This is a genomic window from Streptomyces sp. NPDC085937, assembly GCF_044540535.1.
In the GTDB taxonomy this organism is placed as follows: Bacteria; Actinomycetota; Actinomycetes; order Streptomycetales; family Streptomycetaceae; genus Streptomyces.
In genome coordinates, this window is sequence record NZ_JBITSH010000001.1 from 209,264 (window position 1) to 235,309 (window position 26,046).

A 26,046-nucleotide genomic window follows, 5' to 3' on the forward strand; every position below is an offset into this window, starting at 1 on the left:
GGCGCCTCACGCCCGCCGGCGGAACACCGGCCGCACCGGCCGTCCCCCCAGCCACGGCGTCGGGTCGCCCGCGTCCAGCGCCTTCCGGTACACCGCGCACGCCTGGCCCACCACGTCCACCGTGCGGTCGACATCGGCCTCGTCGAGCGCGGCGCTCACCACGAACGACGGCGCCAGCACCCCGCCCGTCAGCAGCCGGCGCAGGAACAGCGTCCGGTACTCCTGCGACGGCCGCCCCCGCTCGTCCAGAGTGGCGTAGACCAGGTTGCTGGCCCGGCCCCGCACCACCACATGGCCGTCCACGCCCATCGCGGCCGCCGCGTCCCGCACCCCGGCGGCCAGCCGCTCGCCCAGCGCGTGCAGCCGCGCGGTGACGCCCTCCTCGGTGTAGGTGGCCTGCACGGCCATCGCCGCCGCCAGGGCGTGCGTCTCCGCGCCGTGCGTGGTGGACAGCAGGAAGACCCGGTCCTCGTCGTGGCGCAGCCCGCCCCGCTCCATCAGCGCGCGGCGCCCGGCCAGCGCGGACACCGCGAAGCCGTTGCCCAGCGCCTTGCCGAACGTGGACAGGTCGGGGACCACCCCGTACAGGCCCTGGGCGCCCGCCTCCGACCAGCGGAAACCGGTGATCATCTCGTCGAAGACGAGCACGCAGCCGTGCCGGTCGGCCAGCTCGCGCAGCCCGGCGAGGTAGCCGGGCGGCGGCTCGGTCTGCGCGGCCGGCTCCAGGATCAGGCAGGCGATCTCGCCCCGGTACCGGTCGAGCAGCTCCTCCGTGGCGGCCAGGTCGCCGTAGGGGAACGTCACGGTCAGCTCGGTGGTCTCCGCCGGGATGCCCGCGGACATCGGCGTGGTGCCGATGAACCAGTCGTCGACGGAGAAGAACGGATGGTCGGCGCAGAGCGCCACCCGGGCGCGTCCGGTGACGGCGCGCGCGAGGCGCACCGCCGCCGTGGTCGCGTCCGAGCCGTTCTTCGCGAACTTCACCATCTCGGCGGTCGGCACCGTGGCGAGGAACCGCTCCGCCGCCTCCGCCTCCACCACGGACGGCCGCACGAAGTTGCCGCCGCGGTCGAGCTCCCGCCGTACCGCCTCGAGGACCCGGGGATGGGCGTGGCCGAGACTCACCGACCTGAGCCCCGAGCCGTACTCGATGTAGCGGTTGCCGTCGACGTCCCACACATGGGCGCCCCGCCCGTGACTGATGACCGGAGCCAGGTCCTGCGGGTACTGGTCGTCGCCCTTGGCATAGGTGTGCGCGCCGCCGGGGATCAGGGCGTGCAGCCGCTCGTTGACCGCCTGCGACCGGGGCAGCCGCAATTCCTCGCCACTCACGCCTGCTTCACCCCCGCCCGCCGCGCCTCCAGCGTCCTCAGCGCCTCGGCCAGTCCCGGCGCCTTGCGGTCGCGTGCGGACGTCGCCGTGACGGGCAGCGGCCAGGGGACGGCCAGTTCGGGGTCGTCGAAGGCGATCGTCACGTCCTCGGCCGGATCGTGCGGCCGGTCGATGCGGTACGAGGTGTCGGCGGTCTCCGTCAGCGCCTGGAAGCCGTGCGCGCAGCCCGCCGGGACGTACAGGGTCGCCTGCGTCTCGCCGGACAGCTCGAACGTGGCCCGGCCCAGGTACGTCGGCGAGCCGGGCCGCAGGTCCACGACCACGTCGAAGATCCGCCCGGACGAGCAGCGCACCAGCTTGGCCTCGCCGGCGCCGGACCGCAGGTGCATGCCGCGCACCACACCCCGCACCGAGCGGGACAGGCTGTCCTGGACGAAGGCGTCCGGGTCGATGCCCGCGGAACGCACCACGTCCGCGTCGAACGTCCGGCAGAAGAAGCCGCGTTCGTCGGCGAACGGCGTCGGCTCGAACAGAAACGCCCCGGCGATCGCCGGGACCTCGGTCACCTTCATGGGGTCTCCTGTCGTACGGGGGCCGGGGCGGGGTCGGACCCGGGTAACAGGGCGGACAGCGCGGCGAACTGCTGCCGGACCCGCCCCACGAGCACCGGGTTGCGTTCGGCGAGGATCCGCCGCACCCGCGACCGGTCCCGCTCCAGCTCCCGGAACTGCTCCAGCAGCCGGTCGGCGTCGATCTCGCGCGCCGAGTGGCAGTAGGCGCCCACGCCCATGTCCGCCATCAGCCGGTCGCTCTTGGCCGCGTAGCTCACGGCGAGCGCCGGGGTGCCGACCTTCAGCGCGCAGACCAGGTTGTGGTAGCGGGTCGCCACCACCGCGTCGGCGACCGTCATCTCCTTCATCAGGTCGCCCAGGGACGCCGTCGCGGCCGCGGTGACCATCGGCGAGTCCACCGCCTCGATGATCGCCTCGGCCACCGGCCGGTCCACGTCGTCACCGGTCAGCAGCCGCACCGGCCTGCCCTCCGCGGCCAGCGCGCCGACGAACCGCGTGATGCCGTCCAGGTAACGGCCGTTCAGTTCCTCCGCCCGGTCCCGCTCGTCGTTGCTGCCGTGGAAGTCCATGATGCCGACGCAGACCGGCCCGGGCGGGCCCGACAGCTCGCCCCGCGGCGGGGTCGGCAGGGCGAACACCAGGTCCGTGTGGACCTGGTCGCCCGTGGTGTCCACGCCCATGGCCCGCATCGCGTCGCGGGACAGGGTGTCCCGGTACGAGCGGTACGCGGCCAGCCGCGCCGCCCACCGGGTCAGCAGCCGCACCGGCCGGCTGCCGGTCCCGGAGGCACCGACGGCGACGAGCGCGACCCGGGCGCTCAGCACCCGGCCCCACCCGCACAGCAGGAACAGCGAGTACGGCAGGCCCCAGGGCCGCAGCGGCAGCGTGCTCTCCAGGATGCCGGTGCCCGGCACGACCACCACGTCGTGCCGGCGCACCCAGGCCGCGATGCGGAAGGCGTCCACGAGCTTGCCCAGGCCCTTGCCCGCGATGTCCTTCAGCCGCGAGGCGGTGCGGTACTCGCCGCGGTACCAGTGCAGCCGGGTCGCCGGAATCCCGTACCGCGCCGTGACGGTCTCGGGTCCGCCGCACAGGGCGTCCACGACCGCGTCCGGGTGCGCGGCACGCAGGTGGTCCAGCACGGCTTCGAGCGACCCGTCGTTGCCGACGTTCCCCGAGCCGAACAGGCCGAAGATGCCCACACGAGGGGACGTCACACGTCCCCCCTCTCGCGTCCGGCGACCAGGGCGTCGACGGAGACCGCGTGCTCGGCCGGATCCACCAGGGCCCGGTCCTCGACCCGCTCGCCGGCGCCCGGCCGGACGCGGCTGGTCGCCCACGCGGCCAGATGCCGGTAGCAGGCGCGCCGGTCGGCGGCGGACAGCGGCGCCCGCTTGACCGCCGACACGAAACCCCAGGCGTACTCGGCGAGCAGCCGGGGTGTCGGGTGCAGGGGCCCGGCCCGGCGCGGGTCCAGGTTGACGCAGCGGGCGCGCTTGGAGGGGTTGGCCCGCTCGGCGCGGGTGGGGTGGTCGCGGCGGAAGTACAGCAGCTCCGGCACCTGGTGGAAGGGGCCGTGCAGGGTGATCTCGGCGACGAACGTGCGGTCCGCGTGGTGGTAGCTGTCGTGCGGCTTCACCCGCCGCAGCACGTCGGCCCGCATCACGCCGTAGAAGTCGTCACCGCCGGGCTCGAACAGCAGGCTGCGGAAGCGCTCCGGAGCGTGCGGTGAGCCGGTGTTCAGCGTGTACGCGTAGGGCACCTTGACCTTGCCGTCCTGGTCGATGACGGCCTGGTCGCTGTGCGCGAGGATCACGTCCGGGCGTTCGTCCAGCGCCTCCACGCAGCGCCTCAGCAGGTCACGGGCGTACAGGTCGTCGTGCGAGGCCCACTTGAACAGCTCGCCACGGCACTCGGTGAAGACGTAGTTGTGGTTCGGCGCGGCGCCGATGTTCCGGGGCAGCCGGATGTACCGGATCCGCGAGTCCTGCCCGGCGTAGCGCCGGCAGATGTCCTCGGTCCCGTCGGTCGACGCGTTGTCGGAAATGACCAACTCGAAGTCCTCGTACGTCTGGCCGAGCAGGGCCTCCAGCGACTCGGCGAGGTACTCCTCGCCGTTGTACACGGGAAGGCCGATGCTCAGCCGTGGTTGCGCGGTCATGACGTCCTCACTTCACGGATGAGAGATCTCGGTGGTGCTCGCGCAGTGCGATCTTCAGGTGCAGCCACCACGCGGCCGATCCGCACACCGATGCGGCGGCGGCCCCCCAGGCCGAGCCGACGGTGCCGCCGAGGGCCGCACCGCCGATCCCGAGGCCCACGTAGCAGACCGAGGCGAAGACCTGGCACCGGAGACTGAGCCGGGCCGCGCCGAGCGCGCGCAGCCCGGCGGCCGCTCCGGTACCGACACCGGCCCCCGCGACACTGAGGGTGGCCGGAACAATGAGTTCCTTGGCGGCGGGCCAGACGTCTCCCAGGACCAGCTCCCCAGCCGGGTCCGGCATCAGCAGCAGCACGCCGCCCCACAGCAGGGCGGCGACCGCCTGACCGCCGCCCAGGAGCAGACAGAACCGGCCCAGCCGGTGCGGGGCCTGCCGCAGCATCCGCGCCGCCTCCGCGACGGTGACCAGCGTCAGCCCCATCAGCACGGCCGTGAACGGACCCTGCAGCAGTTCGGCGCCCCGGACGACACCGACCGCGCCGACGCCGACGATCGCGCCGAGCCCGTACGCGCGCAGCTGGCTCGCTCCGCTCACGCACGTGTTCTCGACCAGGTACCGGAAGCCGAGGTCACGGTGGTCGCGGACCCACGGCCGCGCCCCCGCGGGCCGCGGCCGGATGCGGGACTGGAGCCAGCCGTACGCGCCCGCCACCGCCGCCGACCCGCCCCAGGCGAGCACGAACGCGGGCACGGTGCCCACCTGGGCCGCCACGACCATGGCGGGGATCAGCGCCACACCCCACACCACGTCGTTGACGAACGCCTTCCGGCCGACGCCGGCCGCGAAGAACGAGTACCGCCAGGCGTCCTGCAGCAGCAGCCCCGGCAGGACGACGCCGAGACAGGCGAAGGCGGCGCCCACGCTGCCGCCGAGCAGCGGCCACAACGCCAGGCACAGCGTCCCGATGCCGGCACCGACGACCAGCGAGGTGCCCGTCGACCGGGCCACCGCCTGCCGCCAGGACGCATCGGACACGGCGCTGAAGCGCACCACGAGCGGGTCGGTGGCCACTCCCCGGGAGACGCTGAGCACCACGCCGTAGGTCACCCAGGCCAGGCTGAACACGCCGAACGCGGTCAGTCCCAGCGAGCGCGCCACGTACACGCCCACGGCGAAGTTGGACAGGCTGGAGGCCGCCTGGTCGGCCAGCCCCCACGACAGCCGCCCCGCGACGGCCCGCGTCACGGTGCGGGCCGGCCGCGCCGGCGTCGTCGTCCTGTCCCCCTCGGTGGCCATCCGCCTCACACCTTGACCAGTCCGGCCCCGTGCAGGGCGTCGGCCGCGGCGGCCACGGTGTCGAACGGCAGACCCGACCGCTCGGCCACCTCCAGCAGTCCGTGCTCCCCGTCGGAGAGGCTGAGCACCCACAGCATCGCCATCTGGGCCTCCTGCGCGTCACTGCGGCCGCCCAGCGCCTCGTACAGCCCGCGCCGCCCCAACTGCGGCTCCCCGTACGGGCTGAGGTTCACGTACCGCCGGTCGCGGTCCAGCACCGCGAACACCTCGCGGCATACGGCGAGGGTGTCCTCCATCGCCTCCGGGGAGACGAGGTCCGGGTCGTCCGCCGAGGTGTGGTACTCGGGATAACCGGCGTACGGGGTCCGGCTGAGCGAGCCCACACCGAGGTCGAAGCCCGGCGAGCAGAACTGCCGCTCGTCGTAGCCGTACGGCGTGAACTCCCGTATCGAGTGCGGCCGTCCTGAGGTCTCCAGCACATGCCGCATCGCCCGGTCGATCCCCGCGTCCCCACGCCGGCTCCGCTTGTACGTCAGCGCGCCCCGGTCGCCGGCGCAGGCCAGCACCAGCCCGTGCTTCACCCGCTCCACCCGCTCGGCGTTGCGGGCGAGCCAGGTGATCGCCCCGATGGTGCCGGGCGCGAACAGGAACCGGTAGGTGTGGTACGGCGTGCGCTCCGCCAGCGACCGGGCGAGGAAAGCCGCCACCGCGATGCCGGCCAGGTTGTCGTTGGCCAGCGACGGGTGGCAGACGTGACTGGAGACGATCACCTCGTCGGACACCTGCCCGGGCACCACGTGCTCGGCGTAGGTGAGGTGCCCGTCGGCGAGGGTGGAGTCGACGCGCACCTCGTACTCGCCGTCCGGCAGCGCGTCCAGGGTCTCCTGCGTCAGACAGAAGCCCCAGTCCGGCTTGTAGTAACTGGTGCGGTACGGGATCCACTTCGGGTGCTCCGGCAGCGCGTGCAGGTGCGGGCGCAGCTCGGACAGCGGCATCCTCGCCGACACCGGCACGCTGTAACCCAGCACGTGCAGGCTGGAGTCGGCGAAGTCGACGACCCGCCGGCCGGACGGGTCGGCGATCCACGCCTCCCGGATGTTCCACTCCTGCGGCACCGTCCAGTCGAGCACCTGCGTGCCGGTGGGCACCTCGCGCACCTCCAGCGGCAGGTACTCGCCGACGACGTCCAGGGTGGCGCGCACCCCGTCGCCGGTGATGCTCCGGCACAGCGGGTACAGCCGCCGCACCAGGGCGTGCATCTCCTCGCCGGGCGTGGTCACGACCGCCACCGCAGGGTGTCGTCGACCTCACCCGCGTCGGACGCCGCGCGCAGCACGGCCAGCCGGGTGAACCGCTGCTCGAACGCCTCCCGGGTCAGCCCGTGCGTCCGGTAGGCGTCGGCGAGTTCCAGCGCGCCCCGCTTCACCGTCCATGCGCAGTCGAAGCCGGGGATCGCCGCGCGGAACCGGGAGAAGTCCACCCGGTAGGAGCGCGGGTCGGCACCCGTCTCCCCGGTGATGACCACCTTGGAGCCGTCCACCGCGTCCGCGACCTGCTGGGCGATCTCCGCGACCGTGACGTTGTTGGTCTCGCTGCCGATGTTGAACGCCCGGTCGTGCACCGCCTCCCGCGGCGCCTCCAGGGCGGCCGTGAACGCGCGGGCGATGTCCGCGGCGTGCACCAGCGGACGCCACGGGGTGCCGTCGGAGAGCACCAGCACCTCACCGGAGAGCAGCGCGTGGCCCACCAGGTTGTTCAGCACGATGTCGGCACGCAGCCGGGGCGAGTACCCGAACGCGGTGGCGTTGCGCATGTACACCGGACTGAAGCCGCTGTCGGCCAGCTCGTGCAGGTCGTCCTCCACCCGCACCTTGGACTCCGCGTACGGCGTCACCGGGCGCAACGGGGCGTCCTCGGCGACCAGTTCGTCCCCGCCGGCGGCGCCGTACACCGAGCAGGTGGAGGCGTACAGGAAGCGCCGCACCCCCGCGTCGCGGGCCAGCCGGGCCAGCCGCACGGACGCGTGGTGGTTGATGTCGTAGGTCAGTTCCGGCGCCAGCGCCCCCAGCGGGTCGTTGGACAGGGCGGCCAGGTGGATCACGGCGTCCACCCCGGCCACGTGGTCGGCCGTGACGTCCCGCAGGTCCACCCGCGTCCCCGGCGGGTCCGCGGGCGCCGGCCCCAGCACGCAGTCGGCGAACAGGCCGGCGTCAAGACCGACGACCTCGTGTCCGGCGGCCCTGAGCACCGGGGCCATCACGGTGCCCAGATAGCCCTGGTGTCCGGTGAGCAGTACGCGCAAGGTTTCAACCCCCAAGGTCGACAGTGAGTTTGGTGACGGCGAACGCCTCGGCGTAGCGCGCGTTGCTTTCGATGCCCCGGATCCGGGCGAGCCCGAGGAAGGCCTCCCGGTCGTACCAGGGCCGGTGCCGCTGCGAGGGGTAGTGCTCCTGCAGCAGCCGTACCTTGTCCTCGGCCGCCTCGGGCGTCAGCGGCTGGTACACCACCGGGCGGCCCAGGTCCCCGTCCCACTTGACGATCTCGTAGCCGAGCACGAGGTGGTCGCGGAACGCGGTGGTCATCAGCTTCGCGAGGCCTCGGTGGTCCTGGTGCGCGTCCTCGGTGCGCGGGGCGAGCACCAGGTCGGGCTCGGTGCGGGCGCGCAGCTCCTCGACCGCCGCCTTGGCGTCCGCCCAGTGCGCGGGCAGCCGGCCGTCCGGCATCTTGTCCACGGTCAGCCGCAGGTCGGCACCCGGGCAGAAGGCGGTGAGCGCCTCCTGCTCCTCCTGCTCGCGCTCGGTGCCGCCGCCGGAGAGCACCAGCGCGTCGACCCGGAGGCCCGGGTGGGCCCGGCACAGGGACAGCAGGGTGCCCCCGGCGCCGATGGCGATGTCGTCGCAGTGCGCGCCCACGGCGACGACCCGCTCCAGACGTCCCGTTCCCAGCCGGATCACGCGGTCCCCACCCCCGCCTCGGTCCGCTTCCGTTCCCACACGGCCCACGGGCGGTCGCCCCGGGCGTAGGCCTCGTCGAGCGCGGCCTTTTCCTTCACGGTGTCGGTCGGCTTCCAGAAGCCGCGGTGCTGGTGCGCCACCAGTCTGCCCCGCTTGGCCAGTTGGGCGCATCCGTCGGCGACCAGGTCGCCGTTCTCCGGGATGTGGTCGAAGACCTCCTGGCGCAGCACGAAGTAGCCGCCGTTCTCCCACAGCGGCAGCTCGCTCACCGGGGTGATGCCGCCCACCAGGCCGTCCTCGCCCAGCTCGACGCAGTGGAACGAGGACTGCGGGGGGACCACCATCATCGACGCGCCGGCGTCCCTGCGGGAGAACCGGTCGATCATCTCGGGCAGCGGGGCGTCCGTGAGGACGTCCGCGTAGTTGGCGAGGAACATCTCGTCGCCGTCCAGGTGGTGCCGCACCCGGCGCAGCCGCTCGCCGATCGGCGACTCGATGCCGGTCTGCGCGAAGGTGATGGTCCAGTCCGCGATGTCAGTGGACAGCAGCTCCGTCCGCCCGCCGCGCAGCACGAAGTCGTTGGACGTGGTCTCCTCGTAGTTGAGGAAGAAGTCCTTGATGTGGTGCGCCCCGTAACCCAGGCACAGGATGAACTCCTTGTGCCCGAAGTGCGCGTAGTAGCGCATCACGTGCCAGATCAGCGGGCGCGGGCCGACCATCGCCATCGGCTTGGGCACGTCGTCGGACGCCCCGGCGCGCATGCGCAGCCCGTAACCGCCGCAGAACAGTACGACCTTCATCGCTCGACCTCGACAATGCTCAGTTCCGGGATGGGGAAGACCAGCCGGCCGCCCCACTCGTGCACGAAGGACAGCTGCTCGACCAGCTCGGCCCGCAGGTTCCAGGGCAGCACCAGCACGTAGTCCGGCCGGTCGGCGGCGATCCGGTCGGGCGGCAGGATCGGGATGCGGGTGCCCGGGGTGTACCGGCCGTGCTTGTAGGGGTTGCGGTCGACCGTGTACGGCAGCAGGTCGGGCCGGATGCCGCAGTGGTTGAGCAGGGTGTTGCCCTTGCCCGGGGCGCCGTACCCGACGACCGTCCTGCCGTCCTCCGCCGCGTCGATCAGGAACCGCAGCAGGTCCCGGCGCACCTTGGCCACCCGGGCGGAGAACTCGGTGTACCCGGACAGCTCCTGGAGCCCGGCGGCCTTCTCCCGGGCCAGGACGTCGGCCACCCGCCTGCCGGGCTCGCCGGCCACCTCGTCGGGCCGGGCCCACAGCCGCAGCGAACCGCCGTGCGTGGGCAGCAGCTCCACGTCCACCAGCGTCAGCCCGCCGCTCGCCAGCGCCCGGATCGCGGACGCCACCGTGTAGTACTGGAAGTGCTCGTGGTAGATCGTGTCGTACTGGTTCTCCTCGATCAGGGTGAGCAGGTGCTGCACCTCGATCGACACCCAGCCGTCGTCGGCGACCAGCGCGCGCAGCCCCTTGGTGAACCCGATGACGTCGGGGATGTGCGCGTACACGTTGTTGGCCACCACCAGGTCGGCCGGGCCGTGTTCGGCGCGCACGGCGGCGCCGGTGTCCGGGCTGAGGAACTCCGTCACCGTGGGCACCCCCGCGTCCCGCGCGGCGGCGCCGACGTTCACCGACGGCTCGACGCCGAGGCAGCGGATGCCCCGCTCCACCACGTGCCGCAGCAGATAGCCGTCGTTGCTGGCCACCTCGACCACGAAGGAGTCGCCGCCGAGGCCCAGCCGCGCCGCCGCGTCCGCCACGAAGGTGCGCGCGTGCTCCACCCAGGAGGAGGAGTACGACGAGAAGTACGCGTACTCGCTGAACGTGTCCTCCGGCGTGATCAGCGGCGGGATCTGCGCCAGCCAGCAGTCGGTGCACACCCGCAGGTGCAGCGGGTACGCCGGTTCCGGCGCGTCGAGCCGCTCCGCCGAGAGGAAGCTCTCGCACGGCGGGGTCGCCCCCAGGTCGACGACGCTCTCCAGCGCCGTCGAACCGCACAGTCGGCAACGTGTCATCTGTTTCCCCCATCCCGCTCGCGCAGGTCCCCCCGGCGCGAGCCCGTGTGCGTCTCCCCGCGCGACGGGCCGTCCGCCCCGCCGTGTCCCGCGATCGCGGCGCGGTACCCCTCCACCAGGCGCTGCAGCCCGACCTCCGGGCTGAACCCCCGCTCGTAACGGAGGCGGGCCGCCCGGCCCATCTCCTGGTTGTGGCCGCCCTCGGCGGTGACCCGGCGCAGCGCGGCGGCCAGCGACGCGGCGTCGCCCGGCCGGTGCAGGAGCCCGGTCACCCCGTCCTCCACCAGCTCGGTGAAGGCGCCGTGTCCCGAGGCGACGGCCGGCACGCCCGCCGCCATCGCCTCCACCACGACCAGCCCGAACGCCTCCTGCCACGTCGACGGGGCCACCACGGCCACCGCCTCCGCCACGGCCCGCCGGCACCGGACCCGGTCGTACAGGCCGACGTAGCGCACGTCGTCCCGGCCCGCGGCCCAGGCCGCCACCTCCGCCTCCAGCGGGCCCGTGCCGGCGATCACCAGCGGCACGCCCACCCCGCCGGCGGCGGCGAGCTCCTCCCACGCGGCCATCAGCACCCGGACGCCCTTGACCTCCGCGAGCCGCCCCAGGTACAGCAGGTGCTCGCCCCGGCCGGTGCGGCGCACCTCCGTCTCGGGCACGAAGTTGTGCTTCACCACGAGCCGTTCGGCCGGCATCCCGGCGCCCACCAGGACCTCGCGCTGCGCCGCGGAGATGCAGAAGAACCGCTCCACGCCCGACCACCAGCGCCGCCGGTTGACCGACAGGCTCACCGCGAGCGGCACCGTCGCCAGGCTGCTGCCCCGGTAGCAGCCGTGCCGCACGGCGGGCAGCGGCGCCCGGCCCACGCACGCCGTGCAGGGCGAACCGTCCCGGTGGAGGGTGCCCGGCGGACACACCTGGGTGTAGTTGTGCAGCGTGGCCACGGCCGGCACGCCCGCGTCCGCGCAGGCGGCCAGCACCGCCGGCGACAGCAGCGGGAAGACGTTGTGGACGTGCACCACGTCCGGCCGCTCGGCGCGCAGCCGCTCGGCCAGCCGCGTGCGCACCGCCGGGTTCCACGGCACCAGCAGCGGGATCGCGGCCTTGGCGGGCAGCGAGCGGGCCGCGATGTCGTCGCTGCGCCGCTCGAACACCCCGACCCGGTGGCCGCCCTCGCGCAGCAGCGCCACCTCCTGGTCGACGACCTTGTTCTCCCCGCTCGGCTGCGCCGACGCGTAGCGGTTGTGCACCACCATGACGTGCATGCTCACGCCACCTCCGTTCCGGGGACCGGCCGTGGGACGGCCCGTCGGGCGGGTTCCGGCGACCGCGGTCCTGCCGGGGGCGCGGGCGGGGCGGCGACGGGCGCCACCAGCAGCGAGGCCGCCACCGACAGGTGCAGCAGGTACGGCGAGGCGTCGCCCAGCCCCGCCTCGGTGTACGACGCGATCCCGCAGTAGCTGATCAGGAACAGCGCGCAGGCCCGCGCGAGCGACGGCGGGCGCAGCAGCGCGACCGTGCCCAGCACCAGCACGAACCCCGCCACCAGCCCCACGCCCAGCAGCCCCTGCTCGTGGTAGACCGCCAGCCAGCTGTTGTCGATGGGCAGCCCGTCGAACGACTTGTCGCCGAGCCCGACGCCGAACAGCTGCTCCGCGCCCGTCCGGGGCGCGTCCAGCAGCGCCTCCCACACCTTGGCGCGGCCGGTGAGGCTGGAGAAGTTCTCCTCGGTCTGCCCGCGCAGGAACCACGCCTGGAGCAGGGACCCGAACGCGACCGCGGCGACGGCCGCGCACAGCACCGCCCAGCCGAACCAGCGGCGCGCGGCGGCACTGGTCAGCATCATCGAGCCGATCGCCACCACCAGCCCGGCCAGCAGTCCGATCGTGGCCGTGCGGGTGTGCGTGAGGGCGAGCAGCGCCAGCGACGGCACGATCACCAGCGCGGCGCTCCCGCGGTCCGTCCGGCCGCCCAGGAGCAGCAGCACGGCGAGCCCGACGACCACCGCCGCGTACTGCCCGATCTGCGGCGGGGTCAGCGGCCACAGCGCGCCCACCAGCCGGCCGCCGTAGAGGTCGGGCAGCGCGGTGCCGGGCGACACCAGCAGCCCGGCCGCCACCGAGCACAGGACCACGAAGTACATCCGGATGTGGTGCCGTGCGAACGTCGTGGAACCGTCCCACCAGCGGCTGAGCAGCCACAGCGTGGCGACGAACACCGCGAGCCGCCCGCAGCGGAACAGCGCCCCGAGACCCGCGCTCAGGTCCACGCTGGAGATCAGGCTCGGCACCAGCAGCAGGCTGAGCAGCAGCAGGAACGCGCTGGACCGTACCCGCAGCCGCAGGTTGACGGCGAGCGCCAGCGTGAACGCGGCGACCAGCGCGCCCATGGTGACCATCTGGATGAGGGACCGGGGCAGCGGCACGATCGTCTCCGCCCCCGTGGAGCCGAGGGTGTTGAGGACCAGCAGCCCCCACACCGTTCCGACCGTCCTCGGCGTGTGCTCCACCCGCACGTCAACCACCGTCCCCGGCACGGTGGGTGCTGCCCGCGTCCTGCCGGTACGGCGCGCCCTGCCACTCCCGGTAGTCCAGCTCGCCGCTCGGGTCGCGCGCGACGAACGTCCACGGCCCCTCGTAGACGTTCTCGCGCCAGCGGTTGTGCTGCTTCAGCGTGATGGCGTCGGCGACCTTCTCGCCCATGTACGGCGACCAGTCCGGGTAGGTGCCGTAGTTGGCGAGGACCGCCATGCGGTCGCACATCGACGTGCAGCCCATCGCGGACTTGTCCAGCAGGAACCGGTTGTGGTGCACGTCCACCCGCTGGGTCCGCCACCGGCAGTCCGTGTACAGCGGCGCCTTGGTGATGCCGGGCCGCACGCAGCGGTCGATGTCCTCGACGAGCAGGGTGCAGTCGGCCGAGGAGGTGTTGGCGGGGCTGTTGCAGAACCGGTCGGCGTTCTCCCACAGGGTGATCGCGTTCCAGTTGTCCTCGAAGAGGTTCCCGGAGATCTCCAGCGTGTCCGTGCGGGCCTTCACGCGGGGCTCACCGCCGGACTCCGAGATGTAGACGGTGGCGAACGGGAAGGTGTCGCCGCGCCCGGCGTACCGCTTCCCTTCCACCCAGTTGTTCCGCCGGATCGTGTTGTTCCTGATCACCGCGTTGTAGCTGGTCTCGTACATCAGGGCGGCACCCTGGTTGTCCTCCAGGACGTTGCCCTCGATCAGGAAGTCGTTGTTGTTGGTGTCCGCCCACAGACCGGTGCCGCGGTTGCCGTGCACCCAGTTGCCGCGCACGTCCGCGCCGTCGACGGCCCAGAACTTCACGCCGCCGGTGCAGCCGCAGCCGGGCCGCTTCCGCTCCCAGTCGTGCCGGTTGTTGTCGGTGATCTCGTTGCCCTCCAGCACGAGATCACGCAACGGCCCCGACCCCTTGTACGCGTTCATGCCGTACTGGCCGTTGCCGCGCAGGCAGCTCGCCCTCACCTGCTGACCGGACCCGGCCATCAGCCCGGCGCCGGAGTTGAACTGGACCCGGGAGTGCTCGATCACCCAGCCGTCGGCCGAGTCGTGGTTGACCACGCCCTCGTCGTGCGGCGCGACGAACCCCTGCACCGTCAGGTGACGGATGGTCACGTCGCGCGCCCCGCCGCCGAAGGCGTACTGGTTCGTCCTCCGGCCGTCGAGTACCGCGCCGGGCGCGCCGACGTAGGTGTTGCCGTCCTTGGGCTCCACCTGCGCGTACCGGTCGTCGGCCAGCCGGTGCCTGCCGGGCTTCAGCCAGAACGTGGTGCCCGGGGGGCCGGCGTTGGTCTTCGCGGAGAGGTCGCCGGGCACCGAAGGGTCCACGGTCACCGCGCCGGACGGCGCCTTCGCCGGTCCGGGCTTCGGCTTCTCGCACACCCGGGCCACCGGCCGCGGCGCCCCGCCGGCGTCCTCCGGCTGGGTGCGGGCGTCCGCCCGTGACCGCCCGTCCGGCTTCGTCTCCGGCCCGGGCTCGCTCTCGCAGCCGGCGGTGGCCACCAGGGCGAGCGCCAGCCCGGCCGCCGACGCCCAGCGCCGCCACCGCCGCACGCCCCCTCCACGCAGAACCATCGCAGCCCCCTAGCCGTCGAACCCGAGAACGGTGGTGAACCCGGCCGTCCCGTCGACGGATCCGCTGCCGACCAGCGTGGTGCTCGGCACCTTGCGGCCGAACCCGGGGGAGTACCAGCCGAGCGGCGGTTCGCTCTCGCCCCGGTGCGCCCGCCAGGTGAGCCCGGCCGGCAGGTCCAGCACGGCCGAGCGGTCCTCGCCGTCCCGCTCCCAGGTGAGCAGCGCCCGATGCCCCTCCAGCTCCGCCGTGACGGCCGGCCCGAGGTGGAACGCCAGCCGCACCTCCCGGCGGTCGCCGCTCACCGTGTCGACGACCCTCACCTCGCGGCTGTCGTGCACCACGTCCACCTGGCGCCGGTGGGTCAGCGGCAGGTACCCGTCGTGCTCGGCGCACCAGCGGGCCGCCCGCGTGCCGGAGGTGTCCACGGCCAGCACCTGGGTGCGGGCGTGCCGGGTCCACAGGAACGGCCCGCCGGAGAGCGACTGGTCCCGGCCGTCCGCCTCCAGCGTGTTGTGGCCGAGCGTCGAGCGGAAGTAACTCCGCCACCGGGGCTCGCCGTGGTAGCAGTACGTGCCCGGGTCGGCCAGCACGTCCACCCCGTCGTGCCGCACCTCCACGGACAGCGCGTCCGCGTGGGCGTGCGCCGCGATGGACAGGAAACCGTGCGGCCCGCCGTCGCAGCGGCACCAGATCTCCCCGGGCCCCCGCAGCACGGTCAGCCCCGCGTCCGCGAAGTGCGCGGGCCGGCTCACCGGACGCGCCACCGCCGTCCCGTACGGCCGGACCAGCGAGGCCAGCAGCGGGGTGCGGACGTCGGTGCCGGGCACCCGCGGCCACCAGTCGAGCCGGCCGAACACGGCCTCCCCGGTGGCCAGCAGCGACCCCCAGCGGTCGGTGCCCGCGCCGTCCACGACCAGCCCGTGGCCGTCGTCCGCGTCCCCCTGCCGGGGCGGACGCAGCCGGTTGTCGACGACGGCCGCGAGCGCGTCCGTCATCCGCAGCAGCACCAGCCGCACCGTCGTCGGGACCTCGGCGCCCGCCGCGTCGGCCTCGGCCAGCGCGGCCAGACCCAGCTCCAGGACCAGCCCGTGGTACTCGCTCGCCAGCTCACGGTTGAGCCCGGACAGGAAGGTGTTGGCGCGCAGATGGCGGTCCAGGTCGCGCAGCGCGTCCGCCCGCCACCGGGGCGAGTACGGGAACCAGCCGAACGCGCAGGAGGCGGCGAGCTGCCCGGCGGCCTCGGCGACGGCGTGGTTGTTCGCCGACGACCCCCGGCTGGGGAAGGTGGCGAGCCAGCGCTGGTGGTGCCAGATCTGGTCCAGCGCCACCGGGTTCTCCTCGAACAGCGCGGGCGCTCCCGCCCAGCCGTCCAGCAGCCGGCGCACCCACACCCACGACACCAGCCGGATGCCCAGCTCGATGCCGCTGACCCAGTGCACGCCCCGCAGCGGCGGGTTGGCCTCCCACCACGACCGCAGATGCGCGGCCACCCGCTCCGCGTACCGGTCGTTCCCGGTGAGCGCGTACGCGGCGGCCAGCACCGTCAGGTACTGGTGCCGGGACGGCTCCCAGATCTGCTTGATGTCACCGACCGCGCCCTCGTCGCGGTACGGCACGTCGAAGGCGTACCCGAGCGGGGCCCGGCGTCCGGTCCTCGGGTCGAACTGCCAGTCGGGGTCGGCCATGTCGTCGCGGGTCACCCCGAAGTACTCGGCCTGCCCGGCCATCAGCCGGTCCGCCTCGGCGACCAGACGCTTCACCGCGTCCGGCGCCACCGCGCCGAGCGCGTCCGCCGGCAGCACGGCCGTGAACCGGGCGCCGCTCACCGGCGGCCGCCCGGGCACCCCCGAACGCCACCGCCGGCGGCGCACCGCGTCGGCCGCCCGGCCGCCGGCCTCCCGCGGCCCCATCCGGGACAGCCGCCGCAGGTACCAGCCCGCGCCCATGCTCATCGCGCCTCCGCCAGCGTGACCGGCACGCCGCTCGCCAGGGCGGTCGTGACGGCGAGCGTGGCCGTCGTGGTGGCGACCAGCGACTCCAGCGGCACCGGCATCGGCCCGCCGGTGCGGACGGCCTTCACGAACGCCGCCAGCTCCGCCGACTGACCCTTGTCCCGCGCCTTGGGCAGCCGCGAGCCGACCCACTGCCTGCGGCGGCCGTCGTGGACCGCCGCCCGCACGAAGTCGTCCAGCCGCAGCACCTTGTTGTCCGCGATGAGGTCCAGCGTCTCCTTGGGGAAGGAGGACGGCCCGGACGTGACGTAACTGATCGTGGCCGTGGACCCGTCCGGGTAGCGCAGCACGATCTGCAGGTCCTCGTTGCCGTCCGGGGCGACCGCGTACACCGACACCGGGTCGGCGCCCAGCAGCCAGCTCGCGGTGTCGACGAAGTGCCCGCCCTCCCCGGCGAACCGCGACCCCTCGGTGTCCTGGCGCAGATACCAGCTGCCGTGGTCCAGACGGCCCGCGTTGACCAGGTAGCGCAGGCTCGCCGGCCCGGACCGGGCGCCGAACCGATCCCGCGCCTCCCGCAGCAGCGGGGCGAACCGGCGGTTGAAGCCCACCTGGATCCGGTCGTTGCCGGACTCCTCCACGGCCGCGAGCACGGAGGCCAGTTCCTCCTCGGAGAGCGCCAGCGGCTTCTCCACGAACACCGCCTTGCCGGCCAGCAGCGCCCGCCGGGTCAGCTCGGCGTGCGAGCTGTGCCGGGTCACCACGCAGACCGCGTCCACGGCCGGGTCGCCGAGCACCGCGTCCAGGTCGGTGGTGGCCTCCGAGAAGCCGAACTTCCGCTGCGCGTTGGCCGCGGACAGCGCCGTCGTGGTGACGACCGTGGCCAGCTCCACTCCGTTCCGGCGGGCCAGGTGCGGCAGCAGCATCGACGACGCGTAGTTGCCCGCGCCGACGAACGCCAGCCGCACCGTGCCCGTGCGCCGGACGGGTCCCGACCGCTCGGGCCGCCGCCGCACCTCGGGCACGGTCACCTCGGGGGCCTCCTCCGTGGGCGTCTCCCCGGCCGGGGCGGCGTACCGGAACAGCACGGCGACGGCCTTCAGGTCGCCTTCCTCCAGGCGCCGGTACGTCTCCACCGCGTCCTCGAAGCCGGAGACGTGCGACACCAGCGGCTCCACGTCGACCCGGCCCCGGGCGATCAGGTCCAGGAAGCACGCCAGGTTGCGGCGCTCGGTCCAGCGGACGTAGCCGATCGGGTAGTCCCGGCCCTGGAGCTCGTACTCCGGGTCGTAGCGGCCGGGGCCGTAACTGCGGGAGAAGCGGACGTCGAGTTCCTTCTCGTAGTACGCGTTCCACGGCAGGTCGAGCCGGCACTTGCCGATGTCGACCACCCGGCCGCGGTCCCGGCACAGCCGCGCGGCCAGCTCGACGGGCTGGTTGCTGCTCCCGCCGGCCGCCAGGTACACCTGGTCCACGCCCATGCCGCCGGTGAGTTCGGCGACCGCGTGCTCCACGCTCGCGGACCCGGGGTCCCCGCAGGACACCGCGCCCAGCCGCTCGGCCAGCTCGCAGCGCGCCGGATCGGGGTCCACGCCGACCACCCGTACCCCGGAGGCGTTCAGCAGCTGCGTCACCAGCTGCCCGATCAGCCCCAGACCGATGACCAGCGCCACCTCGCCGAGCCGCGACTCGCCCTGCCGCACGCCCTGCAACGCGATCGACCCGACCGTGCCGAACGCCGCGTGCCGGGGCGCGACCCCGTCGGGGACCGGCACGTACAGGTTCTTCGGCACCCAGTTCAGCTCTGCGTGCAGCGCGTGCTCGTTGCCCGCGCACGCCACCAGGTCACCGGCCTTCACGTCGTCGATGCCGGCGCCGACCTGCTCCACCACCCCGCACAGCGAGTAGCCCAGCGGCGTGTACGAGTCGAGCTTGCCCATCACCTTGCGGTAGGTGGCGGGCACCCCGTTCGCGGCGACGCTCTGCACGACCTTCGCCACCTGGTCCGGCCGGGAACGCGCCTTGCCCAGCATCGACATGCCGGCCTCGGACACCTTCATCAGCTCGGTGCCGGTGGAGATCAGCGAGAAGGCGGTGCGCACCAGCACCCCGCCCGGCTTGCAGCCCGGTTCCGGCACGTCGAGCAGCGCCAGCTCACCGCTCTTGTAGTTCTGCACTACCTGTTTCACGGAGTTCCTCTTGTCTCTACGCCGTCGAGGTGGGGGAGTCCTGGCCGGCCCTGGAGGTCGCGTCGCGGTACCAGTACTCGAGGGTCAGCACGTGCCACAGATGCTTGGAGAAGTCCCGCTGCCCGGCCGCGTCCTCGGCGACCATGCGCGCCAGCGCGTCCCGGCGCAGGAACCCGGAGCGGACCAGAAGGCCGTCGTTCACCACCTCGCGCACCAGCGGCGCGAGGTCCCGGCTCATCCAGGCCCGCAGCGGGGCGCTGAACAGGCCCTTGGGCCGGTACACGATCTCCCGAGGCAGCACCGTCGTGGCCGCCTCCTTCAGCACCGCCTTGCCCTGCCGCCCCACGATCTTGCGGGCGCCCGGGACCGCGAACGCCGCCCTGACCACCTCGACGTCCACGTACGGCACCCGCACCTCGGTCGACGCGGCCATGCTCGACCGGTCGGTGTAGGCGAGGTTGAGGCCCGGCAGGAACATCCGGGCATCGGCCAGGCACATGCGGTTGACGAAGTCGTCCAGCTCGTTGTCCCGGTAGACGTCCGCGTGCTCGGCCAGCACGTCGTCCACCGCCGGGGCCAGGTCCGGGTCGAGCAGGCCGGCCAGCTCCTGGCGGTCGTACAAGGTGTAGCTGCGCCGGAACGCGGTCTCCTCCGGCAGGCCCGCGAAGGACAGGAACCGCTTCGCGAACCGCACCGACCGCAGTCCGCGACGGCTGGTGGCGACCGGCAGCCGGTCCACGGAGGCGGCCACCCCCCGCCGCACCGGCCCCGGAACGCGCCGGTAGCGCACGGCGATCAGGTTGGCGAGGTGCTTGCGGTACCCGGCGAACAGCTCGTCGGCGCCCATCCCCGACAGCATCACCTTCACCCCGGCCTCCCGGGCGGCCGAGCAGATCAGGAAGGTGTTGATCGCCGCCGGGTCACCGACCGGCTCGTCCAGGTGGTACGTCATCCGGGGCAGCAGGTCGAGCACGTCCGGGGCGATCTCGATCTCCCGCAGGTCCACGCCGAACCGTTCGGCCACCCGGCGGGCGTAGCGCAGGTCGTCCGGCATCGCCTCGAACCGCGCGTCCTCCGCCCGGAACCCGATCGTGTACGCGGGGATGCCCGGCCGGTCGCGGGCCGCCAGCGCGGTCAGGTAGCTGGAGTCCAGCCCGCCGGACAGGAACGTCGCCACCGGCACGTCGGACAGCAGATGACGCCGCGTCGACTCCTCCACCACGGCCGCCAGGTCCGGCAGATCACCGGACCGTGCCCGCTCCTGCCCCTCGGCGGCGACCTCGCGCAGGTCCCAGAACCGGCCGCGCTGCACCGAGCCGTCGGCCCGGCACCGCAGCCAGGTCCCCGGCGGCAGCTTCTCCGCCCCGCGGAACGCGCACCGCGAGTCCGGCACCCAGTAGTACAGCAGCGAGGCGACCAGAGCCGCCGGGTCCACCTCGAGCGACCCACCGGTCACCGCCGCCAGCGCCTTCAGCTCCGAGGCGAACACCAGCCCTTCACCCCGCCGCAGCAGGAACAGCGGCTTGATGCCGAGCTGGTCGCGCACCAGCACCAGATCCCCGGTGCGCTCGTCGAACACCGCGAACGCGAACATCCCGCGCAGCCGGGGCAGGCAGTCCGTGCCCCAGCGCCGCCACGCCTCCAGCAGCACCTCGGTGTCCGAGGTGCCCCGGAACCGCACCCCGGCGCCCTCCAGCTCGGCGCGCAGCTCGGGCGCGTTGTACAGCTCGCCGTTGTACGTCAGGGCCAGACCGCCCGACACCATCGGCTGGGCGCCGTTCTCCGACAGGTCGAGGATGGCGAGCCTGCGGTGCCCGAGGTGCACCTCGCCGTCGCCGAGGGCGTGACTGTAGCCGCCCGACCCGTCCGGGCCGCGGTGGGCGAGGGTCTCGGTGAGCCGGTCGGTGACGGCCTTGCCGTCCGGCCACCGGTACGTGCCTGCGATGCCGCACATGAGCTACCGCGCCTCCTGGTCGCTGTCCGGGACCCGCGCCGCCCACATCGGCAGCCGCTCGGTCCGCCGCGTACCGTCCCCCACCGCCTGCACGGTGGAGGAGGTGCCGCCGTTCTGCCGGGCCGGGCGCTCTCCCCGGGCCCGCTGCACGGGGAACGGCCCGTCCCACAGCGTCCCGTCGGTCCGGTCCCGCGGATCGGGGTCGACCAGCACCACACCGGCCACCTCGACGCGCCGGTCCGCGAGCTGCCGGGCCACCGTGTGCAGCCAGGCGGTGGTGCCGTGCCCGGCCCGTACGACGAGCACCGTCCGGGTGCCGAGGGAGGCGAGGTCCGCCCAGGTCGCGCCGGGCGCCACCGAACCGACACCGATCCGGCGCCGCTCGGGCGACACGGCCGCGGCGCGCTCCACGCCGACCACCTCCGGGTCGCCCTGCTTCGGCCGGCGCCGCGCGGCCGGGCCGTGCCGGGGCAGGGCGTCGACGACGACCACCGGTTCGTCCACCGCCAGCGTCCGGGCGAGGTCCAGGGCGATCGCGCCGGCGCCGCGCGTACAGCCCAGCTCCAGCAGGGACAACGGCTCGGTGGAACCGCGCACCGTACGGGCCAGGGACGAGCTGAGCCGGGTCCGTGCCGCGCGCCTGCGGCGCCTGCGCCACAGCCCGCCCGTCCGCAGTGCCGAGCGGGACACCTCCGCGGTGACCGAGGCGCCCAGGTGTGCCGCGATCTCCCGCCGCAGCACCGGGCGGTCGCCCACCACCGAGGCGACCGCCGCGACCACGAGCCCCAGCACCAGGCCGAGGACCAGCCCGATCCCGCCGTCGGTCGCGAGGGCCCTGGGTATCGAGTGCCGCACCGTGTGCGGCGCGTCGACGATCTGCGTGCCGGCGATCAACCGGGGGGTGCCGACCCGGGCCTCCGCGGCGCGCTGCGTGAAGTCGCTGATGCGGGAGCTGAGTTCGGCGCGGCGGGCGAACAGCGACTCCAGGTTCGCCGACTGCTCCGGGCTGCCCTCCGGCGGCCCGTCGCCGATTGTCTCGTTCACCTGGTCGAGCTCTTCCTGCATGCGGTCGCGCTGGACGAGCAGGGTCGAGGCGTCGGCGGCCGCGGCCTGTTTGATCCGCCGCACGTGGTCCGCGACGAACGCATCGGCCACCGCCTCGGCACGGGCCACCGCCTCCGCGCCGGTGTCGCCCGTCGCGGTGATCTCCATCAGGTTGTTGGTCAGACCGGCGCCCGCGTAGTCCTCCATGAAGTCCTCCGCGCTCTCGGAGGACCCGAGCGACTCCAGCGCGGCGTCGGCGATCCGCGTGGTGTGCAGCAGCGCCACGTCCGTGAGGATGAGCGTGCCGGGGTCGTTCGGCTGGTCGTCCTGGTGGGCCACCAGCACCTTGGTCACCGCGGTCGGCGGCGGCGGGAGGAGCACCGCCACCGCCGCGCCGAGGAGCAGCCCCAGCAGCGCCAGGGAGCCCCACAGGCGGCGGCGTCTGCGCACCGACACCACCAGCGCCTGCAGATCCAGCAGGGGAGCGGCGGCCGTCGGCTCCGTCGGCGTACTCGTCGTCATCGCGTACCTCCCCGCGCGCCGTCGCCGACCGCGAGGGCCGGCGCGGCGGCCTCCCGCAGCGGGCCGGCGGACCGCGCCGGACGGGTCCGGACCGCGTCGGCCAGGACGACGCCGACGACGTCGTGGCCCGCGTCCGCGCACGCCTCCGCGATGCCGGCCAGCTCGGCGGCGGTGCGGGTGCCCGTGCCCAGCACCACCAGGACACCCGATTCGTCGTCGCGGTCCGCCACCAGCGGCGCCTCGACGGAGACCTCCGCCACAAGCAGCAGCGGATCACCCCCGGACTCCTCCACCAGCCGCGCCGCGGCCCGGAGGGCGACCGGGTCGTCGTCGGGCACGACGAGCACCAGGCGCCGCGCGCCCGGCAGCAGGTCGCGGAGGCGGGCGCACACCCGCCGGTAGCGGATTCCGAGGTTCGCCTCGTCGCCGGCCCGCCGCGGAGCCGGCGCGTTCCACGGCCGGTCGACGCCCAGCAGCCGGCGGAGCCGGTGGCGCGCCCCACCGTCCCCCGGCCGGCGCGCGCCCCGTTCGGCGGGGACGTCGACGCCGCCCAGCAGCCCGGACCGCAGCGCCGCGGCGATCTCCGGCTCACCGCGCAGCCGGCGGCTCACCCGGGCCGCGGTGAGATGCCCGACGACCGTGAGCAGCAGGAACAGCACCGCCCCCGCGGCCACCAGCTGCACCCGGGTCGGCGGGGCCTCGCCGGTGGGTTCGGCCGCCGGACCCATCACGACCAGGCGAGAACCCGCCGAGGACGGGTCCGTCCGGCTGAGCTTGCCGAGGGCCTCCTGCAACGTGGTGCGCAGCTTCGCCAGCTCGGTGCGGGTCTGCACGCTCTCCACCGTCCGGCCGGGGTCGGCGGAGTCGGCCAGCTCGGTGATGCGGCGGCTGGTGGTGAGCACCGTCTGCCGCAGTTCGTCGGGGCCGGCCGTCGCGGCCGGATCGGCCGTCTCGTCCACCACCCGCGCGGAGAACTGCACGAACTGCCGCGCCAGTTCGTCGGCGAGCCGCTGGGCCCGCTCGGGGCTCTCGGCGGTGCCCGAGATCTTGATGATGTTGCCGTCGGTGGCCTCGGCACGCACCCGCTCGCGCAGCTCCTCGCCGTCCACCCCGCCCCAGCGCAGCGCGGCGGCCGTCCGGTCGGTGACCACCGTGCTGGTGGCGATCTCCGCCTGGGTCAGCAGCACGCGCTCCTCCCAGGCCCCCGGCAGCAGCACCGACGCCGACGTCGTGTACCGCGGCGGGAACACCAGGGAGGCGCCGAAGCCGGCCAGCGCCCCCAGCACCACGAGGAACGCCAGCAGCCTCCCGCGCCGGCGGAACATCCGCCCGACGGTCACCAGGCGTATCGCGTCATCGCTCAAGGGACGTGCCTCTTTCCCGCCCGTTCCGGGCCGCCACCGCGCCCGCGCCGCCCCGGACGGCGGCCTCGTACGCGGCGAGCAGCGCCGCCTGCGAATGACGCCAGGCGAGCGGGCCGTTGATCCGTTCCTGCCCGAACTTGCCCATACGGGCGCGCTGTTCGGGGTCGTCCAGCAGCTGGGCGATCAGCCCGGCGAACGCGGTCTCGTCGTCGCCCGCCGCGTAGACGGCGGCCTCACCGGCGGAGACCCGCGCCTCCTTCAGGTCGAAGGAGACGATCGGCCGGCCCATCACCATGTACTCCAGGACCTTGTTCATGGTCGACACGTCGTTGAGCGGGTTGCACGGGTCGGGGGAGAGGCACACGTCCGCGGAGGACAGGTAGCGCACCAGGTCGGCGTCCGGCACGCGCCCCGTGAACTCCACCTGCTCCGCCAGCCCCAGCTCCCGGGACAGTCCGACCATCGCGTCGAAGGTGTCGCCGGCCCCGACGAACACCGCGTGCCAGTCGGTCCGCCCCAGCTGGTCACGGAGCTTCGCCAGCGCCCGCAGCGCGTAGTCGACGCCGTCCTGCGGGCCCATCACGCCCAGGTAGCACAGCAGATGGGGCTTGCCGCGCTTCAGCTCCGGCTCCGGGTCCACGGGGTGGAACCGCTCGGTGTCCGGCGCGCTGCGCACCACGAACACGTCTTCGGGGCGCCGCCCGCCCCGGCGCACGGCGACGTCCTTGTAGCTCTCGTTGGTGGCGAGCACCACGTCCGCCGCCCGGTACGTCATCCGCTCCAGCGCGCACACGCCCCGGTACAGCAGGTCCTTGCCCCGGCCGAACCGGGAGAGGTACAGCTCGGGCACCAGGTCGTGCTGGTCGAAGACGAACCTCGCCCCGCGCCGCTTCAGCATGAGGGCGGGCAGGAACAACAGGTCCGGCGGGTTGCAGGCGTGCACTACGTCGACCGGGCCGACCTTGCGGGCCAGGCGGGCGGTGTGCCACAGCGCCGTGCCGTACTCCTTGAGGTAGCCGGCCGGTCCTCCGGTGGCCGCGCGCAGCGGGTAGCGGTGGATCCGCACCCCGTCGATCACGGCCTCCGGCTCGGTGTCCCGCTTGGTGCCCCGCGGGCAGATGACGTCGACCTCCCAGCCCGCGTCCCGCAGCGTCCGGCACTCCTGCCACACCCGCCGGTCGAACGGCACCGACAGGTTCTCCACCAGGATCAGCGCGCGGCGGCCGCGCCCGCCCTTCGTCTCACCAAGCAAGGCCCACGTACCCGGGTTCGGCCCGGCGCGCCTCGGCGTCGGGGAGGCGGACGAGGTCGACGATCACGGGCCCGTCGCCGCCGTGCGGCAGCGCCGACAGCACCGCGGGGTCCTTGGTCCCGACCAGGACGACCTCGGCGTGCTCCAGCACCTCGCCGACGGAGTCGGCGAGCAGTTGGGCCAGGTGCGGCAGCCGGGTCTCGATGTACTCGCGGTTCGCGCCGAGCAGCCGGGACAGGCTGACGTTGGCGTCGTGGATGCGCAGGTCGTACCCCTTGCCGAAGAGCCGCTCCGCCAGTTCGACGAGGGGGCTCTCGCGCAGGTCGTCGGTCCCGGGCTTGAACGACAGCCCGAACAGGCCCACCTTGCGTCTCCCGGTGCGTTCGACCAGCTCGATCGCGCGCTGCAGATGCTCCTCGTTGGACGGCAGCACATGGGCGAGGATCGGCACCGACACGTCGGCCCGCCGCGCCGCGTGGACCAGGCTGCGCAGGTCCTTCGGCAGGCAGGAGCCGCCGAAGGCGAAGCCGGGACGCAGGTAGGCGGGGCTGATGTTCAGCTTGCGGTCGGCGAGGAACACGTCCATCACCTGGTGCGAGTCGACCCCGAGCGCCCGGCACACCGCGCCCAGTTCGTTCGCGAAGCCGATCTTCAGTCCGTGGAAGGCGTTGTCGGCGTACTTGATCGCCTCGGCCGTCGGCACCGGCACCCGGAACACCTCGCCGGGCAGGTCCGCGTAGAGCGCCGCGACGACGTCACCGCTCGCCGGGTCGAGTTCGCCGATGACGGTCTTCGGCGGGTCGAAGAAGTCCCGCACGCTGGTGCCCTCGCGCAGGAACTCCGGATTGACCGCGACACCGATGTCCACGCCCGCGGTGCCGCCGACGTGCTTCTCCAGGACCGGCACCAGCAGACCGAGGCAGGTGCCCGGCAGCATCGTGGAGCGGAACACCACCGTGTGCCGCCCGCCCCGCTCGGCCAGCGCCGCGCCGATCTGCTCGGTCACCCGCTCCAAGTAGGTGGTGCACAGGCTGCCGTTGGGCTCCGACGGGGTGCCCACGCAGACCAGGGACACCTCGCTGCCCGCGATCGCCTCGCGCACGTCGGTGGTGGCCCGCAGCGCCCCGCTGCCCACCACCTCGGCGGTCAGTTCGCCGATCCGTTCCTCGACGACGGGCGCCTTGCCGTCGTTGACCAGGTCCACCTTCACCGGGTTGACGTCCACCCCGATGACCTCGTGACCCATGCTGGCCAGGCACGCGGCCGACACGCAGCCCACGTAACCGAGCCCGAACACGCTGACTCTCATGTCCCGTTCCTCCCCCC

Annotated in this window: 20 protein-coding genes; all 20 read right to left on the minus strand. The window is 73.7% G+C overall.

Annotation, left to right across the window (positions count from 1 at the left end; all coding sequences use genetic code 11):
* Positions 1-6: 6 nt before the first annotated feature.
* The 20 genes from ACIF8S_RS00880 to ACIF8S_RS00975 are packed head-to-tail and all read right to left on the minus strand — an operon-like array spanning position 7 to position 26,029.
* The gene (locus ACIF8S_RS00880; RefSeq protein ID WP_399996547.1) at positions 7-1,332 is read right to left on the minus strand and encodes a glutamate-1-semialdehyde 2,1-aminomutase; all 1,326 of its coding nucleotides are present in this window, start codon (positions 1,330-1,332) and stop codon (positions 7-9) included.
* Positions 1,329-1,904 (minus strand): dTDP-4-dehydrorhamnose 3,5-epimerase family protein, encoded by a 576-nt coding sequence (locus ACIF8S_RS00885; RefSeq protein ID WP_399996548.1) that lies wholly within the window; start codon positions 1,902-1,904, stop codon positions 1,329-1,331. The genes ACIF8S_RS00880 and ACIF8S_RS00885 overlap by 4 nt, the downstream gene beginning before the upstream one ends.
* The gene (locus ACIF8S_RS00890; protein WP_399997051.1) at positions 1,901-3,106 is read right to left on the minus strand and encodes a polysaccharide pyruvyl transferase family protein; all 1,206 of its coding nucleotides are present in this window, start codon (positions 3,104-3,106) and stop codon (positions 1,901-1,903) included. Before ACIF8S_RS00890 ends, ACIF8S_RS00885 begins: the two co-directional genes overlap by 4 nt.
* A gap of 11 nt (positions 3,107-3,117) precedes the next feature.
* Positions 3,118-4,065 carry a glycosyltransferase family 2 protein gene (locus tag ACIF8S_RS00895; protein WP_399996549.1) on the minus strand — a complete coding sequence of 316 codons (948 nt, stop codon included), beginning with the start codon at positions 4,063-4,065 and terminating at the stop codon, positions 3,118-3,120.
* Positions 4,066-4,072: 7 nt separating this feature from the next.
* On the minus strand, positions 4,073-5,362 hold the full coding sequence (locus tag ACIF8S_RS00900) for a hypothetical protein (RefSeq protein WP_399996550.1): 1,290 nt from the start codon (positions 5,360-5,362) through the stop codon (positions 4,073-4,075).
* Positions 5,363-5,367: 5 nt separating this feature from the next.
* Entirely contained in the window at positions 5,368-6,651 is a 1,284-nt protein-coding gene (locus ACIF8S_RS00905; RefSeq protein ID WP_399996551.1) for a DUF4910 domain-containing protein, read from the minus strand.
* Positions 6,639-7,664 (minus strand): SDR family oxidoreductase, encoded by a 1,026-nt coding sequence (locus tag ACIF8S_RS00910; RefSeq protein WP_349797534.1) that lies wholly within the window; start codon positions 7,662-7,664, stop codon positions 6,639-6,641. Before ACIF8S_RS00910 ends, ACIF8S_RS00905 begins: the two co-directional genes overlap by 13 nt.
* Positions 7,665-7,668: 4 nt before the next feature.
* On the minus strand, positions 7,669-8,316 hold the full coding sequence (locus tag ACIF8S_RS00915; RefSeq protein WP_399996552.1) for a PIG-L deacetylase family protein: 648 nt from the start codon (positions 8,314-8,316) through the stop codon (positions 7,669-7,671).
* Positions 8,313-9,116: a glucose-1-phosphate cytidylyltransferase gene (locus tag ACIF8S_RS00920; protein ID WP_349797530.1), complete on the minus strand. Its 804-nt coding sequence runs from the start codon at positions 9,114-9,116 to the stop codon at positions 8,313-8,315. The genes ACIF8S_RS00915 and ACIF8S_RS00920 overlap by 4 nt, the downstream gene beginning before the upstream one ends.
* Positions 9,113-10,348 carry a class I SAM-dependent methyltransferase gene (locus ACIF8S_RS00925; protein ID WP_399996553.1) on the minus strand — a complete coding sequence of 412 codons (1,236 nt, stop codon included), beginning with the start codon at positions 10,346-10,348 and terminating at the stop codon, positions 9,113-9,115. The genes ACIF8S_RS00920 and ACIF8S_RS00925 overlap by 4 nt, the downstream gene beginning before the upstream one ends.
* Complete coding sequence (locus tag ACIF8S_RS00930) at positions 10,345-11,613, minus strand: glycosyltransferase (RefSeq protein ID WP_399997052.1); 1,269 nt, start codon at positions 11,611-11,613, stop codon at positions 10,345-10,347. The genes ACIF8S_RS00925 and ACIF8S_RS00930 overlap by 4 nt, the downstream gene beginning before the upstream one ends.
* 2 nt (positions 11,614-11,615) lie before the next feature.
* Complete coding sequence (locus tag ACIF8S_RS00935) at positions 11,616-12,872, minus strand: O-antigen ligase domain-containing protein (RefSeq protein WP_399996554.1); 1,257 nt, start codon at positions 12,870-12,872, stop codon at positions 11,616-11,618.
* A complete protein-coding gene (locus tag ACIF8S_RS00940; RefSeq protein WP_399996555.1) occupies positions 12,865-14,442 on the minus strand; it encodes a right-handed parallel beta-helix repeat-containing protein in 1,578 nt (525 codons plus the stop codon). Before ACIF8S_RS00940 ends, ACIF8S_RS00935 begins: the two co-directional genes overlap by 8 nt.
* Positions 14,443-14,451: 9 nt before the next feature.
* Positions 14,452-16,395, minus strand: coding sequence for an alginate lyase family protein (locus ACIF8S_RS00945; RefSeq protein WP_399996556.1), 1,944 nt, complete (start codon positions 16,393-16,395; stop codon positions 14,452-14,454).
* Positions 16,392-18,584, minus strand: coding sequence for a bi-domain-containing oxidoreductase (locus ACIF8S_RS00950; RefSeq protein WP_399996557.1), 2,193 nt, complete (start codon positions 18,582-18,584; stop codon positions 16,392-16,394). Before ACIF8S_RS00950 ends, ACIF8S_RS00945 begins: the two co-directional genes overlap by 4 nt.
* A gap of 16 nt (positions 18,585-18,600) precedes the next feature.
* Positions 18,601-20,538 (minus strand): asparagine synthase (glutamine-hydrolyzing), encoded by a 1,938-nt coding sequence (asnB, locus tag ACIF8S_RS00955; protein ID WP_399996559.1) that lies wholly within the window; start codon positions 20,536-20,538, stop codon positions 18,601-18,603.
* Between the two features lie 3 nt (positions 20,539-20,541).
* Positions 20,542-22,104 (minus strand): Wzz/FepE/Etk N-terminal domain-containing protein, encoded by a 1,563-nt coding sequence (locus ACIF8S_RS00960; protein ID WP_399996560.1) that lies wholly within the window; start codon positions 22,102-22,104, stop codon positions 20,542-20,544.
* The gene (locus ACIF8S_RS00965; RefSeq protein ID WP_399996561.1) at positions 22,101-23,468 is read right to left on the minus strand and encodes a polysaccharide biosynthesis protein; all 1,368 of its coding nucleotides are present in this window, start codon (positions 23,466-23,468) and stop codon (positions 22,101-22,103) included. Before ACIF8S_RS00965 ends, ACIF8S_RS00960 begins: the two co-directional genes overlap by 4 nt.
* On the minus strand, positions 23,458-24,720 hold the full coding sequence (locus ACIF8S_RS00970; protein WP_399996562.1) for a glycosyltransferase family 4 protein: 1,263 nt from the start codon (positions 24,718-24,720) through the stop codon (positions 23,458-23,460). The genes ACIF8S_RS00965 and ACIF8S_RS00970 overlap by 11 nt, the downstream gene beginning before the upstream one ends.
* Positions 24,710-26,029 carry a nucleotide sugar dehydrogenase gene (locus ACIF8S_RS00975; RefSeq protein ID WP_399996563.1) on the minus strand — a complete coding sequence of 440 codons (1,320 nt, stop codon included), beginning with the start codon at positions 26,027-26,029 and terminating at the stop codon, positions 24,710-24,712. Before ACIF8S_RS00975 ends, ACIF8S_RS00970 begins: the two co-directional genes overlap by 11 nt.
* Positions 26,030-26,046 lie beyond the last annotated feature (17 nt).

Coding starts and splice junctions, on each gene's coding strand:
- ACIF8S_RS00945 (WP_399996556.1), bottom strand. CDS start 16,395: ATGAGCATGGGCGCGGGCTGGTACCTGCGGCGGCTGTCCCGGATGGGG.
- ACIF8S_RS00960 (WP_399996560.1), bottom strand. CDS start 22,104: ATGACGACGAGTACGCCGACGGAGCCGACGGCCGCCGCTCCCCTGCTG.
- ACIF8S_RS00975 (WP_399996563.1), bottom strand. CDS start 26,029: ATGAGAGTCAGCGTGTTCGGGCTCGGTTACGTGGGCTGCGTGTCGGCC.
- ACIF8S_RS00900 (WP_399996550.1), bottom strand. CDS start 5,362: ATGGCCACCGAGGGGGACAGGACGACGACGCCGGCGCGGCCGGCCCGC.
- ACIF8S_RS00940 (WP_399996555.1), bottom strand. CDS start 14,442: ATGGTTCTGCGTGGAGGGGGCGTGCGGCGGTGGCGGCGCTGGGCGTCG.
- asnB (WP_399996559.1), bottom strand. CDS start 20,538: ATGTGCGGCATCGCAGGCACGTACCGGTGGCCGGACGGCAAGGCCGTC.
- ACIF8S_RS00895 (WP_399996549.1), bottom strand. CDS start 4,065: ATGACCGCGCAACCACGGCTGAGCATCGGCCTTCCCGTGTACAACGGC.
- ACIF8S_RS00925 (WP_399996553.1), bottom strand. CDS start 10,348: ATGACACGTTGCCGACTGTGCGGTTCGACGGCGCTGGAGAGCGTCGTC.
- ACIF8S_RS00885 (WP_399996548.1), bottom strand. CDS start 1,904: ATGAAGGTGACCGAGGTCCCGGCGATCGCCGGGGCGTTTCTGTTCGAG.
- ACIF8S_RS00930 (WP_399997052.1), bottom strand. CDS start 11,613: ATGCACGTCATGGTGGTGCACAACCGCTACGCGTCGGCGCAGCCGAGC.
- ACIF8S_RS00920 (WP_349797530.1), bottom strand. CDS start 9,116: ATGAAGGTCGTACTGTTCTGCGGCGGTTACGGGCTGCGCATGCGCGCC.